Annotated in this window: 14 protein-coding genes and 1 tRNA gene; 9 read left to right on the top strand and 6 right to left on the bottom strand. The window is 71.3% G+C overall.

Features of this window, described 5'->3' with window-relative positions; translation table 11 throughout:
- Nucleotides 1–31: 31 nt before the first annotated feature.
- Nucleotides 32–1,783 carry a beta-galactosidase family protein gene (locus ACFWPS_RS19995; RefSeq protein ID WP_383706836.1) on the bottom strand — a complete coding sequence of 584 codons (1,752 nt, stop codon included), beginning with the start codon at nt 1,781–1,783 and terminating at the stop codon, nt 32–34.
- A 107-nt stretch (nt 1,784–1,890) separates the two neighbouring features.
- Here ACFWPS_RS19995 and ACFWPS_RS19990 point away from each other — a divergent pair, with 107 nt between their 5' ends.
- The 4 genes from ACFWPS_RS19990 to ACFWPS_RS19975 all read left to right on the top strand — a co-directional run bounded on the left by ACFWPS_RS19990 (nt 1,891) and on the right by ACFWPS_RS19975 (nt 6,807).
- Nucleotides 1,891–2,787: a helix-turn-helix domain-containing protein gene (locus ACFWPS_RS19990; protein ID WP_383706966.1), complete on the top strand. Its 897-nt coding sequence runs from the start codon at nt 1,891–1,893 to the stop codon at nt 2,785–2,787.
- 34 nt (nt 2,788–2,821) lie between these two features.
- Nucleotides 2,822–3,172: a chorismate mutase gene (locus ACFWPS_RS19985; RefSeq protein WP_383706834.1), complete on the top strand. Its 351-nt coding sequence runs from the start codon at nt 2,822–2,824 to the stop codon at nt 3,170–3,172.
- Nucleotides 3,173–3,379: 207 nt separating this feature from the next.
- A complete protein-coding gene (gene pepN, locus ACFWPS_RS19980; protein ID WP_383706832.1) occupies nt 3,380–5,863 on the top strand; it encodes an aminopeptidase N in 2,484 nt (827 codons plus the stop codon).
- Between the two features lie 113 nt (nt 5,864–5,976).
- Nucleotides 5,977–6,807: an NAD(P)H-binding protein gene (locus ACFWPS_RS19975; protein ID WP_383706830.1), complete on the top strand. Its 831-nt coding sequence runs from the start codon at nt 5,977–5,979 to the stop codon at nt 6,805–6,807.
- 68 nt (nt 6,808–6,875) lie between these two features.
- On the opposite strand, the gene ACFWPS_RS19970 is transcribed toward ACFWPS_RS19975, so the two are convergent.
- Entirely contained in the window at nt 6,876–7,424 is a 549-nt protein-coding gene (locus ACFWPS_RS19970) for a GNAT family N-acetyltransferase (RefSeq protein WP_383706828.1), read from the bottom strand.
- Nucleotides 7,425–7,655: 231 nt separating this feature from the next.
- Between ACFWPS_RS19970 and ACFWPS_RS19965 the strand changes: the two genes are divergently transcribed.
- Both ACFWPS_RS19965 and ACFWPS_RS19960 read left to right on the top strand, forming a co-directional pair.
- Complete coding sequence (locus tag ACFWPS_RS19965) at nt 7,656–9,014, top strand: pyridoxal phosphate-dependent decarboxylase family protein (protein WP_383706826.1); 1,359 nt, start codon at nt 7,656–7,658, stop codon at nt 9,012–9,014.
- Entirely contained in the window at nt 9,011–10,417 is a 1,407-nt protein-coding gene (locus tag ACFWPS_RS19960; protein ID WP_383706824.1) for a lysine N(6)-hydroxylase/L-ornithine N(5)-oxygenase family protein, read from the top strand. The genes ACFWPS_RS19965 and ACFWPS_RS19960 overlap by 4 nt, the downstream gene beginning before the upstream one ends.
- Nucleotides 10,418–10,477: 60 nt before the next feature.
- Here the strand turns inward: ACFWPS_RS19960 and ACFWPS_RS19955 are convergent, their stop codons facing one another.
- Nucleotides 10,478–12,283 carry a bifunctional metallophosphatase/5'-nucleotidase gene (locus tag ACFWPS_RS19955; RefSeq protein ID WP_383706822.1) on the bottom strand — a complete coding sequence of 602 codons (1,806 nt, stop codon included), beginning with the start codon at nt 12,281–12,283 and terminating at the stop codon, nt 10,478–10,480.
- Nucleotides 12,284–12,433: 150 nt separating this feature from the next.
- Here ACFWPS_RS19955 and ACFWPS_RS19950 point away from each other — a divergent pair, with 150 nt between their 5' ends.
- Together ACFWPS_RS19950 and pyk are read left to right on the top strand one after the other, a co-directional pair.
- Nucleotides 12,434–13,144 carry an SIMPL domain-containing protein gene (locus ACFWPS_RS19950; protein ID WP_383706820.1) on the top strand — a complete coding sequence of 237 codons (711 nt, stop codon included), beginning with the start codon at nt 12,434–12,436 and terminating at the stop codon, nt 13,142–13,144.
- 187 nt (nt 13,145–13,331) lie between these two features.
- A complete protein-coding gene (gene pyk / locus ACFWPS_RS19945) occupies nt 13,332–14,768 on the top strand; it encodes a pyruvate kinase (RefSeq protein WP_383706818.1) in 1,437 nt (478 codons plus the stop codon).
- 76 nt (nt 14,769–14,844) lie between these two features.
- Here the strand turns inward: pyk and ACFWPS_RS19940 are convergent.
- Nucleotides 14,845–14,919 (bottom strand) — tRNA-Leu (locus tag ACFWPS_RS19940).
- Between the two features lie 100 nt (nt 14,920–15,019).
- Here ACFWPS_RS19940 and ACFWPS_RS19935 point away from each other — a divergent pair.
- Nucleotides 15,020–15,673, top strand: a complete 654-nt coding sequence (locus ACFWPS_RS19935) for an ANTAR domain-containing response regulator (RefSeq protein ID WP_383706816.1) — start codon at nt 15,020–15,022, stop codon at nt 15,671–15,673.
- A 162-nt stretch (nt 15,674–15,835) separates the two neighbouring features.
- On the opposite strand, the gene ACFWPS_RS19930 is transcribed toward ACFWPS_RS19935, so the two are convergent.
- Entirely contained in the window at nt 15,836–16,552 is a 717-nt protein-coding gene (locus ACFWPS_RS19930) for an ABC transporter ATP-binding protein (protein WP_383706814.1), read from the bottom strand.
- Complete coding sequence (locus tag ACFWPS_RS19925) at nt 16,549–17,454, bottom strand: ABC transporter ATP-binding protein (RefSeq protein WP_383706812.1); 906 nt, start codon at nt 17,452–17,454, stop codon at nt 16,549–16,551. The genes ACFWPS_RS19930 and ACFWPS_RS19925 overlap by 4 nt, the downstream gene beginning before the upstream one ends.

Below are 17,454 nucleotides of genomic sequence, written 5' to 3'. Positions count from 1 at the left end.
GGTAGCCGCAAATCGATACAGCCCCGCGCCCCTAAAGGGGCGCCAGGCGCGCCGTTCCTTGATCAGTGCCCTGGAGCTCCAGGATCCAGACCTCGTTCTCGCCCTCCTTCAGGATCGGGCCGGGGACGTACAGCGACTCCTGTGGGCCCGTCGACCAGTAGCGGCCCAGGTTGAAGCCGTTGATCCAGACGAAGCCCCGGGTCCAGCCGGGGAGTTCCACGCGCGCGTCCCCGGCACCGCGGACCGTGACCGTCCCCCGGTACAGGCCCGGGGCACCCTCCTCGGGAGGCGGACCGAAGCGGACCGCCTCCACCCCCTCCTCGAACGCGTCCAGATCGAGCCCGCGCACGCGTACCCCGTGCAGGAACTGGCGCTCGTGCAGGATGCCCCCGGTGATGCCCTTCGGCTCGCCCGAGCGGGGGCCGTAGTTGACGCGACCCAGGGACTCCACCCAGAGCTCCACGCGCGCGGGGCCGGCGACCGGCTTCTTGAGCTGGGGTTCCTCCTCGGTGAGGACCCCGGCCCGCTCGCCGTCGACGTACACGACCGCGAGGTCGCGCAGGCCCCGCGCGGTGAGCGGGTACGGCTGTCGCGGGCCCGGTACGTCCACCTCGTAGCGGACCAGGCCCCGGGCGATGTCCAGCTCCTCGAAGGTGGGCGGGACCGGGTGGACGCGTTCCGGGGTGCCGAGGGCCTCCAGAACACCGGCCAGGGGTGCCCAGGCGGCCAGCTCCACGTCCGTCGCCGAAGCCAACGGGACGGGCGCCGGTGGCGGTTCGGGCAGCGGGTCGGCGTGGTATCCGGCGAGGACCTCGCGGAAGCGCCAGAACTTCTCCGTGGGGCGGCCGTACTCGTCGACCGGCGCGTCGTAGTCGTACGACGTCACGTCCGCCTCCAGCGGGCCCTCGTGCAGTTCGCCGCCGGGGCGGTTGGCGCCCGCCCAGCCGGCGAAGTTGGTGCCGCCGTGCGCCATGTAGACGTTGACCGACGCCCCGCACTCCAGGATCTCCCGCAGTGCCGCCGCCGCGTCCTCGGCGTCCCGTACGACGTGCTCGCCGCCCCAGTGGTCGAACCAGCCGCACCAGAACTCCATGCACATCAGCGGGCCCCGCGGCTGGTGGCGGCGCACCGTCTCGAAGGCCACGCGCGCGTGCGAGCCGAAGTTCACCGTCGCGAGCAGCCCGGGGACCGAGCCGCCGGTCAGCATGTGGTCCTCGGGGCCGTCCGAGGTGACCAGCGGCACCGTGACACCCTCGGCCCGCAGCAGGTCGGTGAGGTGGGCCAGGTAGGCGGCGTCGGAGCCGTAGCTGCCGTACTCGTTCTCGACCTGCACCATGATCACCGGGCCGCCCCGGTCCAGCTGCCGGGACGTGATCTCGGGCAGCAGCCGGCGGAACCAGCGGTCCACGTACCCGAGGAAACGCTCGTCACGCGTGCGTGCCCGTGCGCCCAGCTCGCCCGTCACCCAGTGCGGCAGGCCGCCGTTCTCCCACTCCGCGCAGATGTACGGCCCCGGCCGCACGATCGCCCACAGGCCCGCCTCCCGGGCCGCGTCCAGGAACCGGCCGAGGGCCCCGACGTCCCGGAAGGCGCCGGGGTGCGGCTCGTGCAGGTTCCACGGGACGTATGTCTCCACGCAGTTCAGCCCCATGGCGCGCAGCATCGCCAGCCTGTGGTCCCACTGTTCCTCGTGCACCCGGAAGTAGTGCAGCGCGCCGGACAGCAGCCGTACCGGCCGGCCGTCCAGCAGGAAATCGGTTTCGCCCACCGTGAAGTCGCTCATACGCTCACCTTGGCCTGCTGACGCGCGCCGAGACCATGGACAAAGATCGGCAGCACTTGGACGGAAGAGACGCACGGAAGGGGCGCGCAGTGCCCGGAGGAGCGCCGATCTTCCGCACCTGGATGCGGTTCTTCACACCCGGCGCCGTCCACCACCGCCTCGGTCTGGTCTGCCTCGGTGTCGGCCTGCAGTACGGCGCGGTGCCCGCCGTCGGCCCGCGCGTGCTCGACGGGCACGTCGCCGTGGTGATCAGCTCGGGCCGGGGCTGGTACCGCACGCCCGACGGGCGCCGCACCACCGTCACCGCCCCCGCGCTGGTGTGGCTCACGCCAGGCGTCCCGCACCACTACGGACCCGACCCGGACAGCGGCTGGGACGAGGGCTTCGTGACCTTCACCGGGCCCGACACCGCGACCTACACGGAACTCGGCTACATCGAGCCCGAGCGGCCCGTGGTGCCGCTCGCGGACGCCTCCGGGCCCCGGGACGTCATCGCCCGCATCGCCCGGGCCGCCCGCCACGGCAACCCCCTCCTGGAGGTCGAGACCGGCGCCGCCGTGCACGAGCTCCTTGTCGCCCTGCGCCGCGCGCGTGCCGACCTCGCCCCCGACGGCGACCCGGTGCTGCACGCGCTCGCCCGGGACGCCTGCACCGGGATGACCGTCGCCGACCACGCGGCCCGGCACGGCATGACCCCGGCCGAGCTGCGCACCGCGGTCCGCCGGGTCGCCGGGTGCAGCCCCAAGGACTATCTGATCGGCATCCGGCTCGGCCGCGCCCAGGAACTCCTCGCCACCACCGAACTGTCCGTCGCCGCGGTCGCCCGCCGCGTCGGCTACGACGATCCGGCCTACTTCTCCCGCCTGTTCACCCGCCGGGTCGGAGCCGCCCCGGTGCGCTTCCGGGTCCAGCAGAGCCGGGCCGTGCCCGACGACTGGAACGAGGGCCTCCAGGAGGACGGCGAACCGGGTCCGCCGGTGGCCGAACCCGTCGACGGCCTTTAGGGATCGACAGGCCGCCCCTTTAGGGTTGACGCCCATGACCACCAGCAACACCGCCACCGGTGACGTCGACCCCGCCGTCCGCGAGGAGCTCCGCCGGCTGCGCGACAGCATCGACAACATCGACGCGGCCGTCGTCCACATGCTCGCCGAACGCTTCAAGGCCACCCAGCAGGTCGGCCGCCTCAAGGCGGTCCACCAGCTGCCCCCGGCCGACCCGGCACGCGAGGCCCGGCAGATCGCCCGGCTGCGCGCCCTCGCCGAGAACGCCAAACTCGACCCCGCCTTCGCCGAGAAGTTCCTGAACTTCATCATCGCCGAGGTGATCAGGCACCACGAGTCCATCGCCGAGGACACCGTCAACAGCCGGGAGGCGGGCGGGCACTGATCCGGGAGGCCCGCCGGACGCCGTGAAGAGCGTCCGGCACCGCCGGGCGACCCCCGTGCGGTGACGAGGCGCTCGAACAGTCGCTCGGGGCGCAGGGTGGCGCCCACCGGTGCCGTCCCGTGCCACCTCGCAACCCCGGGCCGGACATAAGCCGCGTACCGCTCTCGCCCCTGTGCGATGTCAGTACCATCGGGCAGCATGGCCCGCATGTCCGTACTGACTCGCGACGAAGCGCAGAGCCGCGCCGAGCTCCTCGACGTCCACCGCTACACGATCGACCTCGACCTGACCACCGGGGACGAGACCTTCGACTCCCGTACCGTGATCAGGTTCACGGCCCGATCCGACGGCGACACGTTCGTCGAGATGAAGCCCGTCGAGCTGCGCACCGTCACCCTCGACGGACAGCCCCTCGACCCCGGGACGCTGGACCAGGACCGGCTGTCCCTGAAGAACCTCGCCGCGGGCGAGCACGAGCTGCGTGTCGACGCCACCATGCGCTACTCGCGCACCGGCGAGGGCATGCACCGCTTCACGGACCCCTCGGACGACGCGACGTACGTCTACACCCAGCTCTTCATGGACGACGTGCAGCGCGTCTTCGCCGCCTTCGACCAGCCCGACCTGAAGGCCGTCTTCGAGCTGTCCGTGACCGCCCCCGAGGGCTGGACGGTGCTCGCCAACGGCGTCACCGAGCACCTCGGCGAGGGCCGCTGGCGAGCCGCCGCCACCCCGCTGATCTCCACCTACCTGGTCGCCGTCGCCGCCGGTCCCTGGCACTCCGTGCGCACCGAGCACCGCGGACTGCCCTTCGGCATCCACTGCCGCCGCTCCCTCGCACCCCACCTCGACGCCGACGCCGAGGAGATTTTCGACATCACGCGCGCGTGCTACGACCGCTACCACGAGAAGTTCGAGGAGCCCTACCCCTTCGACTCCTACGACCAGGCGTTCGTCCCCGAGTTCAACGCCGGCGCCATGGAGAACCCGGGCCTGGTCACCTTCCGCGACGAGTTCGTCTACCGCTCCGCCGTCACCGACACCGAGCGGCAGACCCGCGCCATGGTCATCGCCCACGAGATGGCCCACATGTGGTTCGGCGACCTCGTCACCCTCAGGTGGTGGGACGACATCTGGCTGAACGAGTCGTTCGCCGAGTACATGGGCTACCAGACCCTCACCGAGGCCACCCGCTTCACCGACACCTGGGTCGACTTCGGGGTGGCCCGCAAGGCCTGGGGCTACGACGCCGACCAGCGCCCCTCCACCCACCCGGTGGCCCCCGAGGCCGTCGACGACACCGCCGCCGCCCTGCTCAACTTCGACGGCATCTCCTACGCCAAGGGCGCCTCCGCGCTGCGCCAGCTGGTCGCCTGGACGGGCGAGAAGGACTTCCTGGCCGGCATCAACATCCACTTCCAGCGGCACCGGTTCGGGAACGCCACCCTCGCCGACTTCATCGACTCCCTCGCCGCCGCCACCGAACGCGACGTGCACGCCTGGGCCGACACCTGGCTGCGCACCACCGGTGTCGACACCCTCACCCCGGCCCTGGCCACCGCCGCCGACGGCACCCGCACCCTCACCGTCGAGCGCATCGGCAGCCGCCCGCACCGCATCTGCGTCGGCGTCTACGACCAGGACCTCGCCGACGAGGGCCGGCTCACCCTGCGCGAGCGCATCGACCTCGACATCCCGCAGACCGCCCCCCAGGCCCTCGGCAAGCGCCCGGCCCTGCTCGTGCTCAACGACGGCGACCTGACCTACGCCAAGGTCCGCTTCGACGCCGAGTCCGCCGAGACCGTCCGGGCCCACCTGTCGGGCCTGCCCGACCCGCTGACCCGCGCGGTGGTCTGGAACGCCCTGCGGGACGCCGTCCGCGACGGGGAACTCCCGCCCGCCGCCTACCTGGAGACCGCCCGCGCCCACCTCCCGCACGAGACCGACCTCGCCCTCGTCCAGGGGGTGCTGGCGTTCACCGCGGTCCACGTCGTCGACCGGTACCTCAGGCCCGAGGACCGCCCGGCCGCCCTCGCCACCGTCTCCGCCCTGTGCCGCGACTTCATCCGGCGCACCGAGGACGGCGACAACCCGGGGCTGCGCCTGATCGCCGTACGGCACTTCATCGCCGCCGCCGCCCACCCCGACACCATCGCCGCCTGGCTCGCCGAGGGCACCGTGCCCGGCGGGCCCGAGCTCGACCCCGAGCTGCGCTGGCGCATCATGAGCCGGCTCGCCGTCCTCGGCGCCGTCGACGAGGACCGGATCGCCGCCGAGCTGGCCCGCGACCCCAGCGCCAGCGGCCAGGAGGGCGCCGCCCGCTGCCGGGCCGCGCTGCCCGACCCCGAGGCCAAGCGCACGGCCTGGGAGGCGATGTTCACCGGCGACGAACTGTCCAACTACCTGTTCACGGCCACCGCCGAGGGCTTCTGGCACCCCGAACAGGCCGACCTGGTCCGCGACTACGTGCCGCGCTACTACCAGGACGCCCTGGCCGTCGCCGCCCGGCGCGGTCCCCGCATCGCCACGGTCACCGGCCGGCAGGCCTTCCCCGCCCACGCCGTCGACGCCGAGAACCTCGCCCTGGGCCGGGCCTGCCTGGCCGACGCCGAGCCGGTCACGGCCCTGCGCCGCCGCCTGATCGACGAACTGGACGACCTGGAGAGGGCGTTGCGGGTCCGCGAGGCCTAGGGCGGCGGACGTAGGACGACACGGGCTCGGCTGGTCCCCGACGACGATGCGGGGACCGGCCGCCGCTCCTAGGCTCGATGCCGAAGAAGCACCAGAGCCCCAGGGAGAAACCCGTGATCGTAGTCACCGGTGCCACCGGCAACGTCGGCCGTGCCCTCGTCGCACGTCTCGTCGCCGACGGACAACCCGTGCGGGCGCTCACCCGCGCCCCGGAGACGGCCGGCCTGCCCGACAAGGCCGAGGTGGTGAGGTTCCGGCCGGACGACCCGGCCCCGCTGTTCGCGGGGGCGACCAAGCTCTTCCTGTACGTCCAGGGGGCCGGCGGGCGGCTGCCCGAACTCCTCGACGCGGCCCGCACGGCCGGGGTGCGCCATGTCGTCCTGCTCTCCTCCGGGATCATCCGCGAGGGCGCCGACGAGACCCAACCGATCCACGTCATGCACGCCACCGCCGAGCGGCAGATCCGCGACAGCGGGCTCGCCTGGACGTTCCTGCGCCCCAACGCGTTCGCCACCAACGCCCTCCAGTGGGCACCCCAGATCCGCGCCGGCGACACCGTGCGGGGTGTCTTCGCCAGCATGCTCACGGCACCCATCCACGAGGACGACATCGCCGCGGTCGCGGAACGAGCCCTCCTGGACGACGGCCACGAGGGCGCCGCCCACCGCCTCACCGGCCCCGCCGCCACCACCAACACCGACCAGATCGCGGCGATCGGCCGGGCCGTCGGCCGCGAGCTGACCTTCGTCGAGGTGGCGCCGGAGGAGGCGGCCCCGCTGTTCCCGGGTACCCCGCCGGAGTTCCTCCAGGGCCTGCTGAAGACCTTCGCGGCCACCGTGGGCGTCCCACCGGAGATCACCGGCACGGTCGAGGAGATCACCGGCAGCCCGGCCCGCACCTTCGGGCAGTGGGCCGCCGACCACGCGGCCGACTTCCGGCCCTGACGGTCCGCCCCCGGCGAGTCGCCCTGACGAATCGCCCCTGACGGTCCGCCCCTCCCTGAGCGGGCCCGTCAGTCCAGGGCCGGTCGCAGCTCGGCCCGGCGCACCCCGCCCTCCCGCGGCCCCGCGCGCCGGTTGCCCACCTCGGCCGCCCTGGGCGTCTCCGCGCCCAGGGTGAAGCCCAGCCGCTCCAGGAAGCACTCCCCGGGGCGCCAGCCCGGCGGCACCGACGCGGTCACCAGGGACACCCCCTCGGCATGCGCGAGCAGCGACTCGGCCAGCGCCCGCCCGAGGCCCCGGCCGCGCGCCCAGGGCGCCAGCAGGAACAGCCCCACGGCGACCGCGCCGGGCACCGGATGGTTCCGTACCGCGTCCACCAGGCCCGAGACGACCCCGTCCCGCTCCAGCACCAGCAGAACCTTGTCGCCGGGGTCGGCGCCCTCGGGCAGCCCGTAGAACAGGGACTGCACGTCGCCCGGCCCCGACGGCAGCCCGGTCGCCGCCACGAACCAGTCCTCGCAGGCCTCGAAGAGGTCCAGCAGCGGTACCTCGTCCGCGGGCCGCGGCTCCCGCACCAGCACCCGCTCACCGGGCACGTCGATCATCCACGCGTCAACCACGCGACCGACGTTAACCCCGGTCAGCCCCGGCCTCAACGCCCTTTCACCGCTTGTTCCGACGCGCCCGGGGCGCACCGCCCCGACAGGTTTTCCCCGCACGGCAGTACCCACTTTCGGGTTCCGATCGTTGGGCTTTGGGGACGCGCAGACCCAATCCCGTACAAGCTGGAACTCCCCCTGCGGACACCCCTGCGGACAACCCCCCTTCGGCCAGCGCCCCGAGGAGAGCCCATGAGCACGCCGCCCCTCGCATCCGGACCCCAGGGCCCCGACGCCCTGCGGCCTCTGCTGGACATCGTGCTCGACGCGCTGCGCGAGGGCGGCCGGGCGCGCGGCGGGCCGCTGCCCGCGGGCGGTCCGGAGACGGTGGCCGAGCGGATCGCGGACGCCGTGGGGGACGTACTCCCGGACGACGGCGACCCCGACGCCCTGCGCACCCTGGTGACCGCCCTCGCCGAGGGCGCCGCCGACCCCGCCGACCCGCTGTGCGCGGCGCATCTGCACTGCCCGCCGCTGGCCGTCGCCACCGCCGCCGACCTCGCCGCGAGCGCCCTCAACCCCTCCCTGGACTCCTGGGACCAGGCCCCGGCCGCCTCCGCCCTGGAAGCGCTGGTCACCCGCACCCTCGCGCACACCATCGGTCTCTCCGACGCGGTGGTCACCACCGGCGGCACCGAGTCCAACCAGCTGGCCCTGCTGCTGGCCCGCGAGGCCTCCGGCGGCGGCGTCCGGCTGGTCTGCGGGGCCAACGCCCACCACTCGCTGCCGCGCGCCGCCTGGCTGCTCGGCCTGCCCGACCCCGTCGTGGTCCCGGCCCCGAACGGCACCCTCGACCCGGCCGCCCTCCACGACGCCCTGACCCGCCTGCCCCGGCCCCTGGTGGTCGCCGCCACCGCCGGCACCACCGACGCCGGGCACATCGACCCGCTCCCCGAGATCGCCGGGCTCTGCGCCGCCCACGGCGCCCGGCTGCACGTCGACGCCGCCTACGGCGGCGGCCTCGCCTTCAGTGACCGGCACCGGGACAAGCTCGCCGGCCTGGAGCGCGCCCACAGCGTCACCCTCGACCTGCACAAACTCGGCTGGCAGCCGGTCGCCGCCGGCCTCCTCGCCGTCTCCCGCCCGGCCGAGCTCGGCGTGCTCCACCAGCACGCCGACTACCTCAACGCCGACGACGACACCGAGGCCGGCTACCCCGACCTGCTCGGTCGCTCCCTGCGCACCACCCGGCGCCCCGACGTCCTCAAGATCGCGGTCACCCTCAAGACCCTGGGCCGCACCGGACTCGGCGCGCTGGTCGACCAGGTGTGCGCCCGAGCGCGGGAGTTCGCCGCCCTGGTCCGCGAGCACCCCGGCTTCGAGCTCTACGACCGGCCCAACATCAGCACGGTGCTGTTCCGCCCCACCGGAGCCACCGACGACGACGTCGCCGGCGTACGGCGCAGGCTGCTGCACGACGGCCGGGCGGTACTCGGCCGGGCCCGCCTCGACGGCCGGCTCTGGCTCAAAGCCACCCTCCTCAACCCCCACACCCGGCCGGACGAACTGGCCCTCCTCCTGAAACTCGTGGAAGGAAGCACCTCCAGATGACCAACCCCCCACACCACGAGCCCGAAGCACCCCGCGACCTGGTCGGCGTGGGCATCGGACCGTTCAACCTCTCCCTCGCCGCGCTCGCCCACCCGCTGGCCGAACTCGACGCCGTTTTCTACGAGCAGCGCCCGGGCTTCGACTGGCACCCCGGGCTGCTGATCGACGGCGCCACCATCCAGGTCCCGTTCCTCGCCGACCTGGTGACCCTCGCCGACCCCGCCAGCCCCTGGTCGTTCCTCAACTACCTCAAGGCGCGCGACCGGCTCTTCCCCTTCTACTTCGCCGAGCGCTTCCACATCCAGCGCTCCGAGTACGACGCCTACTGCCGCTGGGTCGCCGAGAGCCTGCCCGGACTGCGCTTCTCCCACCAGGTCGACGCCGTCCGCTGGAACTCCGAACGCGATCTCTTCGAGGTCGACTTCACCCGGCTCGACGCGGAGGGCGAGGCCGAGTCGCTCGGCCGTACGTACACGAAGAACGTCGTGCTCGGGGTCGGGACCGTCCCGTACGTCCCCGATCCGCTCAAACCCCTCGTGGAGTCCCCGATCGTCCCGGTCGTCCACGCGGCCGACTACCTCGACCACCGCGAGGCCTTCCTCGCCGCCGAGCACGTCACCGTCGTGGGCTCCGGGCAGTCCGGCGCCGAGGTCTTCCTCGACCTGCTGCGCCACCGGCCCGCCGGCCGCGAGAAGCTGCACTGGATCGGGCGCGGCGAGGCGTTCGCGCCCATGGAGTACTCCAAGCTCGGCCTGGAGCACTTCACCCCCGACTACACCCGCTACTTCCACGCCCTCGCGGAGTCCGTCCGGGACCGGGTCGTCTCCTCCCAGTGGCAGTTGCACAGGGGCATCGACGCGGACACCATCGCCGCCATCCACGACGAGCTGTACCGCCGTACGCTGCACGGCGGCTGGCCCGAGGCCGTCCTGACCCCCGGCGTCCACGTCCGCACCGCCGGACGCGTCGCCACCACCAAGGTCGAGCTCCACCTCGAACACGTCCAGCAGGGCACCCGCTCCCGCCTCACCACCGATGCCGTCGTCCTGGCCACCGGCTACCGCGAACGCCCTCTCGGCCGCCTGCTCGCCGGACTCGACCCCTATCTGCGCCGGGACAACAGCGAACGCCCGCGTGTGGACGAGCGGTTCCGGCTCGTCCTCGACTCGTCGGTGACCGGATCGGCGTACGTCCAGAACGCCGAACTCCACACCCACGGCGTCGGCGCGCCGGACCTGGGCCTGGCCGCCTGGCGCAGTGCCACCATCCTCAACTCCCTGACCGGCAAGGACCCCTACCCGTTGCCCGCGCGGACCGCCTTCACCAGCTTCGGCCTGGAGCGGCCGGAGGAGCGGGTCCCGGCGCAGCAGCAGCCGAGGCAGCTCACACCGCTGGTCGACTGAGCGCGTCGTAGACCTGGCGAGGGGCGTCGGTCCGGAGACCGGCGCCCCTTCACCCCCACCTCAGAACACCGGCGTACCGTCGCGGGTCAGCTTCCAGTCCACCGACGCGAAGTCCTTCGGGTCCAGGACGCCCTTGGCGGTCACCCACTCCGCGATCCGGGTGCGGATCTCCGTCGACTCCGACCACAGCTCCTTGGCAGAGGCGACGTACGGGAACGCGCCGCCGCCGTTGGCGCGGTAGTTGTTCACCGCGAGCACGAACTGCTGCGAGTCATCGAGGGCGGCGCCGTCGTAGGTCAGGTTCTTGATCCGCGCCCCGGCCGGCTGCGCGATGTCGATCTCGTACCCGAGGCCGGAGACATAGTCGTAGTTGTAGTCCGGACGGCTGTTCGCGTTGGTCAGCTTCTCCACGTCGACGGTCGCGTCCGCCGCCGTCCGGACGAAGTACTCCGCCGAGTACTCCAGGTACGCCCGGATCTGCGCGCCCGTCATCAACTTGGCGACCAGCGTGTTGTCGTACACATACAGGCTGGACAGGTCCCGGATGGTCACCTTGCCGGCCGGGATCTCGGAGGTCCGCGAGAACGGCGAGGCCTGTGCGATCACCGGCAGCGACGCGTACTCGGTGCCCGCCAGGGCCGCCTTGACCACGTCCTCCTGGACCTTGGTGATCAGGTCGATGATCGGGGCGTCCTGGTAGCGGGCGTCGACCGTGGTGAGGGTCTCGGTCGCGGTGCCGACGACCTGGTTGACGTACGCGACGACCTTGGCGTGCTCGTCGGACAGCAGCTTGGTGATCTTCGGGTCGTCGGCGACCGTGTTGGAGTTGAGCAGCGAGGCGGCGACCGACTCCACCTCCCAGCTGCCCTTGTCGAACACCAGCTCGATGTCGAAGAGGGTGAGGCGCTCGGCGTAGCACAGTGGCTCGGAGAGGACGACCGTCCTGCCGGTGGCCTCGTTGACGACCTTCAGCTCCGGGATCTCCACGTGCGCGTGGCCGACCAGGATCGCGTCGATGCCCGGCACCTGCCGGGCGACGTTCGCGGCCGCGTTCTCGACGTACGGCACCTGGTCGCCGTAGGAGGAGGTGCCGGAGGAGCCGGAGTGGGCCGAGACCACGACCACGTCGGCGCCCATCGCCTTCAGCTTCGGCACCCACTTCGCGGCCTGCTCCTCAAGCCCGGGGAAGGCCAGCTTGCCCTGTACGTAGGCCTTGTCCCAGATCGCGATGCCCGGGTTGGTCAGGCCGAGCACGGCGACCTTGACCGGCGGGGCGCCCGGGACGTGGAACTTCTTGATGAAGTAGGGCGGGAAGGCCGGCTTCAGGGTCTTCGCGTCGACCGCGTTGGCGCCGAGCAGCGGGAAGCGCAGCTGGTCCTCGAACTTGCGCAGGGTCTCGATGCCGTAGTTGAACTCGTGGTTGCCGAGCGCCGCCGCGTCGTACCCGATCGCGTTCATGGCCTGCGCCATCGGGTGCACCGGGCCGCCCTTGGCGGTGATCGGGTCGACCTTGGCGTAGTAGTACGTCAGCGGGGTCCCCTGGATGGTGTCACCGGCGTCCAGCAGCAGGGTGTTGCAACGGCCCTTCTCCTTGCGTACCTGCTCGACCAGGGTCGAGATGCGCGCCAGGCCCATCGCGTTGCCGGCCTTGTCGGAGTACTCCGCGTCCTTGAAGTAGTCCCAGTTGAAGACGTGCCCGTGCAGGTCGGTGGTGCCCATGACGGTGAGCGAGTACCGCCTGGGCTGCTTGGCATGGGTCGCGGAGGCCTGCACGGCCTGTGCCGGGGCCGCCGCCGCACCGGCGATCGCCACTCCCGCTCCGGTCGCGGCGGACTTCTTCAGGAACTTCCGGCGGTTCAAGGGCATGTTTTGATCTCCTCGGGATTCAGTCAACGACGCGCGTAGATTCTGTCCTGGGCATGACTGACGGCAACAGGTCCGGGAGGTTTCGATCTGGTGACCTGGACCGTGAACTCCGGGGCGCACAACCGGGGATGGCATGACAGAGTGGGGCGTATGACCTCACCCTCGACCTCGCCCGGGGAGCGCCGGGCGGCCGGCACGCCCGACGCCCCGCTCCTCGTCGTGCACGGCGAGGCCGAGCTGGAGGTTGAGCCCGAACTGGCCCGGATCGGCGTCCTGGTCAGCGCCCGGGGCCGGGACCGCCGTTCGACGCTGGACGACCTCACCCGCCGCAACGCCGCCGCCCTCGACCTGATCAGGTCGTACGGCGAGGCGGTGGAGCGGCTGTCGACGGGGGCCTTCTCCGTCGCCCCCGAATTCGCCGAGCGCGGCCGGGGCGAGCGGGTACGCAGCTATCACGGACGGGTGCAGCTCACCGCCGAGTTCACCGACTTCACCGTGCTCGGCGAACTCGTCACCAGGCTCGCCGACTTGGAGCTGACAAGGGTCGACGGCCCCTGGTGGTCGCTGCGCCCCGACTCACCCGTGCACGGCGAGGCCCGGCGGCGGGCGGTCGCCGAGGCGGTGCAGCGGGCCCGGGAGTACGCGAGCGCGCTCGGCACCTCCCTCGCCGCCCTGGTCGAGCTCGCCGACACCGGCGTCGAAGGCCTGCGGCCGCACCGGGCGGCCTTCGGCGGCGGAGTCCGCAGCAGGGCGGCCGCCGAGATGCCGACACCCGCCGAGCCCCTGGATCTCGAACCGCCGCAACTGCGCGTGACCGCTCAGGTCGGCGCGCAATTCACCATGGCACCGCCGGAGCTGTGATCCCGAAGCGGGTGTTCGGTATCTCGAATAGAAAAGCACCGGCATTGCCGCGTTCAACAAATGCGAGATGCTCATAGGAGCGGGGTGTCGCACAATTCAACACTTGTCAATAGGCCTTCACGCAAAGGTTGTTGGGTCGTCATGTACCACCAATTCTCTACCCGCCGGTAAGGCCTAGGCTCGAAGCATGCGCCGAGCAAAGATCGTTTGTACTCTGGGGCCCGCCACCGACTCGTACGACCAGATCAAGGCCCTGGTCGAGGCCGGAATGGACGTCGCCCGATTCAACCTCAGCCACGGCACCCACGCCGAGCACGAGGAGCGCTACCAGCGTGTCCGCAAGGCCTCCGACGAGTCCGGTCGCAGCGTCGGGATCCTCGCCGACCTTCAAGGCCCGAAGATCCGGCTCGGCCGCTTCACCGAAGGCCCCGTACTCCTCGAACGCGGTGACACCTTCGTCATCACGGTGGAGGAGGGCGCCGAGGGGGACCGGCACCAGTGCGGGACGACGTACACGGGCCTGGCCGGTGACGTCACCCCCGGTGAGCGCGTCCTCGTCGACGACGGCAAGGTCTGCCTGGAGGTCACCCACGTCGACGGCCCCCGCGTGCACACCACGGTGGTCGAGGGCGGCATGGTCTCCGACCACAAGGGCCTCAACCTCCCCGGGGTCGCCGTCTCCGTCCCGGCCCTGTCCGACAAGGACGAGGCCGACCTGCGGTGGGCGCTGCGCACCGGCGTCGACGTGATCGCCCTGTCCTTCGTGCGCAGCGGCCGGGACATCGAGGACGTCCACCGCATCATGGCCGAGGAGGGCCGCCGCCTCCCCGTGATCGCCAAGGTCGAGAAGCCGCAGGCCGTCGAGAACATCGACGGAATCGTGGCCGCCTTCGACGGCATCATGGTCGCCCGTGGCGACCTGGGCGTGGAGATGCCGCTGGAGCAGGTGCCGATCGTCCAGAAGCGCGCGATCAAGCTCGCCAAGCGCAACGCCAAACCGGTCATCGTCGCCACCCAGATGCTCGACTCGATGATCGAGAACTCCCGCCCCACCCGCGCCGAGGCCTCCGACGTCGCCAACGCGGTCATCGACGGCACGGACGCGGTGATGCTCTCCGGAGAGACCAGCGTCGGCAAGTACCCGATCGAGACCGTCCGCACCATGGCGAAGATCGTCGAGGCGGCCGAGGAGGACATCCTCGCCAAGGGCCTGCCGCCGCTGACCGAGAGCAACAAGCCCCGCACCCAGGGCGGAGCGGTCGCCCGGGCCGCCGCCGAGATGGGCGACTTCCTGAACGCGAAGTTCCTGGTCGCGTTCACCGAGTCCGGGGACACGGTCCGCCGCCTCTCCCGCTATCGCTCGCCGATCCCGCTGCTCGCCTTCACCCCGGAACCGGCCACCCGCTCCCAGCTCAACCTCACCTGGGGCGTCGAGACCTTCCTCGGCCCGCACGTCGACTCGACGGACAAGATGGTCGACCAGGTGGACGAGTTGCTGCTGAAGTACGGTCGCTGCCAGAAGGGCGACATCGTGGTCATCACGGCGGGCTCCCCGCCCGGTGTCTCCGGCTCCACCAACATGGTCCGGGTCCACCACATCGGTGAGGACGACAGCCCCAAGTAACGTGCGAAGGGCCCCTCCGCGCCACGGAGGGGCCCTTCGGCCACACAATTATGCGACCTTGGAATCCAAGGAAAAGTGCCCCGGGTCGGACTCGAACCGACACTGTACGGGTTTTGAATCCGTTGCCTGCTGCCAATTGGGCTACCGGGGCTCGAAGAATCAAAGGTGATCCCCGACCCTCCGCGCGTCCACCATACCGTAGCTAGGTAGGCTCTTGTCAGCAGTACCCCTGCCCTGAACGAGGAGCCCCCGTGACCGCCGCCGAGTCGCCCCAGCCAGTCGACGCACCCGACGACAAGTCGCACGTGCCTCCGATGACGACCCGTGTCGTCATCGCCGAGGACGAGGCCCTGATCCGGCTCGACCTGAAAGAGATGCTGGAGGAGGAGGGGTACACGGTCGTCGGTGAGGCCGGTGACGGCGAGCAGGCCGTCGAGCTGGCCCGCGAGCACCGCCCCGACCTGGTCATCCTCGACGTCAAGATGCCCAAGCTGGACGGCATCTCGGCGGCCGAGAAGATCGCCGAGGAATCCATCGCCCCGGTACTGATGCTCACCGCCTTCTCGCAGCGCGACCTCGTCGAGCGGGCCCGGGACGCGGGCGCGATGGCGTACCTGGTCAAGCCGTTCAGCAAGAGCGACGTCGTCCCGGCGATCGAGATGGCCGTCTCCCGCTTCACCGAGCTGAAGCAGCTGGAGCAGGAGGTCGCCGACCTCACCCTGCGCCTGGAGACCCGCAAGCTGGTCGACCGCGCGAAGTCCATCCTCCAGACCGAGTACGGCCTGACCGAGCCGGCCGCGTTCCGCTGGATCCAGAAGACGTCGATGGACCGCCGCATGTCGATGCAGCAGGTCGCCGAGGCCGTCATCGTGGACAGCGACGAGAAGAAGTCCAGCAAGGGCTGACCCGTACACACGCGACAAGGCCCGTGCTCCGGAGAAGAGAGCACGGGCCTTTGTGACGCCGCTTAGGTGCAGCGCGCCGTAAGGGGCGCGGGGCTGTTATCGATGTGCGGCTCCGCCGCGTGGGCGCGACCAGCCCCCACCGGCCCGCAGTGATCCCACGACCTAGTCCTCGCCCAGGTAGGCCTTCCGCACCGACTCGTCGGTCAGCAGATCCTGCCCGCTGCCCGACAGCACGATGTTGCCGACCTCCATCACATGCCCCTGGTCGGCCAGCGACAGCGCAGCCTGCGCGTTCTGCTCGACGAGCAGAATCGTCGTGCCCTGCGACTTCAGCTCCACGATCGTCGCCATGATCTTCTGCATCATGATCGGCGACAGACCCATGGACGGCTCGTCCAGCATCAGCAGCTTCGGCTGGGACATCAGCGCGCGCCCCATCGCCAGCATCTGCTGCTCACCGCCCGAGAGGGTGCCCGCGGCCTGCTTGCGCCGCTCGCCCAGGATCGGGAAGAGGTCGTAGGCCCGCTGGATGTCCTTCTCGATGCCCGCCTTGTCCTTGCGGAGGAAGGCACCGAGCTGCAGGTTCTCCGTGATCGTCAGGCGCGGGAAGATGTGCCGGCCCTCGGGGGAGTGGGCGAGCCCGAGGGCGACGATCTTGTGCGCCGGTACCCCGCTGAGCGGCTTGCCGTCGAACACGACCTTGCCCGAGGCGGGCTTGAGCAGCCCCGACAGGGTACGCAGGGTCGTCGTCTTGCCGGCGCCGTTGGTGCCGATGAGGGTCACGACCTGACCGGCCTCGACACTGAACGAGATGCCCTTGACGGCCTCGATCTTGCCGTAGGCGACCCTGAGGTCCTCGACCTCCAGCAGTGCGGTCACTGGGCCTCTCCCTTGGTGGTGCTGTCCGCCTCGACACTCTCCGCGGTCTCGGCGCTCTCCGCATCGGCGGCGCTCTCCGCATCGGCGGTGGCCTCCGCGGCCTCGACCTCGGCGGCCTCCGCCACACCGGGATCGCCCTCGAAGGGCTCACCCAGATACGCGGCGACGACACGCTCGTCCGCCTGTACGACGTCCGAGGTCCCCTCGACGAGCTTCTCGCCCTGGACGAGGACGGCGACCCGGTCGCACAGGTTGAAGATGAAGCGCATGTCGTGCTCGATGACGAGGACGGCGATGCCCTTGTCCCGGATGGCGAAGACCAGTTCCTCGGTGGCCCGGGTCTCCTGCGGGTTCATGCCGGCCGTCGGCTCGTCGAGCAACAGCAGGCCCGGCTCGCTGGCCAGCGCCCGCGCGATCTCCAGCTTGCGCTGCTCGCCGTAGGGCAGGTTGCGCGCGAGGTGGTCGCGCTTGGCGGCGAGGCCGATGAACTCCAGGAGCTCCATGGCCTTCGCCTCGGACTCCTTCTCGGCCTTGCGGAAGCCGGGACCGCGCAGCAGCGCGGACCACAGGCCCTCCTTGGTCCGCGTGTGGCGGCCCACGAGGACGTTCTCCAGGACGGTCATGTTGGCGAAGAGCCGGATGTTCTGGAACGTGCGCGCGATGCCCGCCTGCGTCACCAGGTGCGGCTTGGGCGGCAGGACCTTGCCCTGGTAGGAGACCGTGCCCTCGGTGGGGACGTACAGACCGGTGAGGCAGTTGAAGAAGGTGGTCTTGCCGGCGCCGTTCGGGCCGATCAGTCCGACGATCTCACCGCTGTTGACCGTGAAGTCCACCGACCGGACGGCGGTCAGACCGCCGAAGCGCATCGTGACGTCACGGGCTTCGAGTACAGGTGTCGTCAT

Origin of the sequence: Streptomyces sp. NPDC058457, assembly GCF_042720695.1 — a bacterium.
Classification (GTDB): domain Bacteria; phylum Actinomycetota; class Actinomycetes; order Streptomycetales; family Streptomycetaceae; genus Streptomyces.
Note: the sequence above shows the minus strand (reverse complement) of the source record. Positions and strands in the feature narration are given on the sequence as shown.

Coding starts and splice junctions, on each gene's coding strand:
- ACFWPS_RS19955 (WP_383706822.1), bottom strand. CDS start 12,283: ATGCCCTTGAACCGCCGGAAGTTCCTGAAGAAGTCCGCCGCGACCGGA.
- pepN (WP_383706832.1), top strand. CDS start 3,380: ATGTCCGTACTGACTCGCGACGAAGCGCAGAGCCGCGCCGAGCTCCTC.
- ACFWPS_RS19925 (WP_383706812.1), bottom strand. CDS start 17,454: ATGACGACACCTGTACTCGAAGCCCGTGACGTCACGATGCGCTTCGGC.
- ACFWPS_RS19950 (WP_383706820.1), top strand. CDS start 12,434: ATGACCTCACCCTCGACCTCGCCCGGGGAGCGCCGGGCGGCCGGCACG.
- ACFWPS_RS19995 (WP_383706836.1), bottom strand. CDS start 1,783: ATGAGCGACTTCACGGTGGGCGAAACCGATTTCCTGCTGGACGGCCGG.
- pyk (WP_383706818.1), top strand. CDS start 13,332: ATGCGCCGAGCAAAGATCGTTTGTACTCTGGGGCCCGCCACCGACTCG.
- ACFWPS_RS19965 (WP_383706826.1), top strand. CDS start 7,656: ATGAGCACGCCGCCCCTCGCATCCGGACCCCAGGGCCCCGACGCCCTG.
- ACFWPS_RS19960 (WP_383706824.1), top strand. CDS start 9,011: ATGACCAACCCCCCACACCACGAGCCCGAAGCACCCCGCGACCTGGTC.
- ACFWPS_RS19985 (WP_383706834.1), top strand. CDS start 2,822: ATGACCACCAGCAACACCGCCACCGGTGACGTCGACCCCGCCGTCCGC.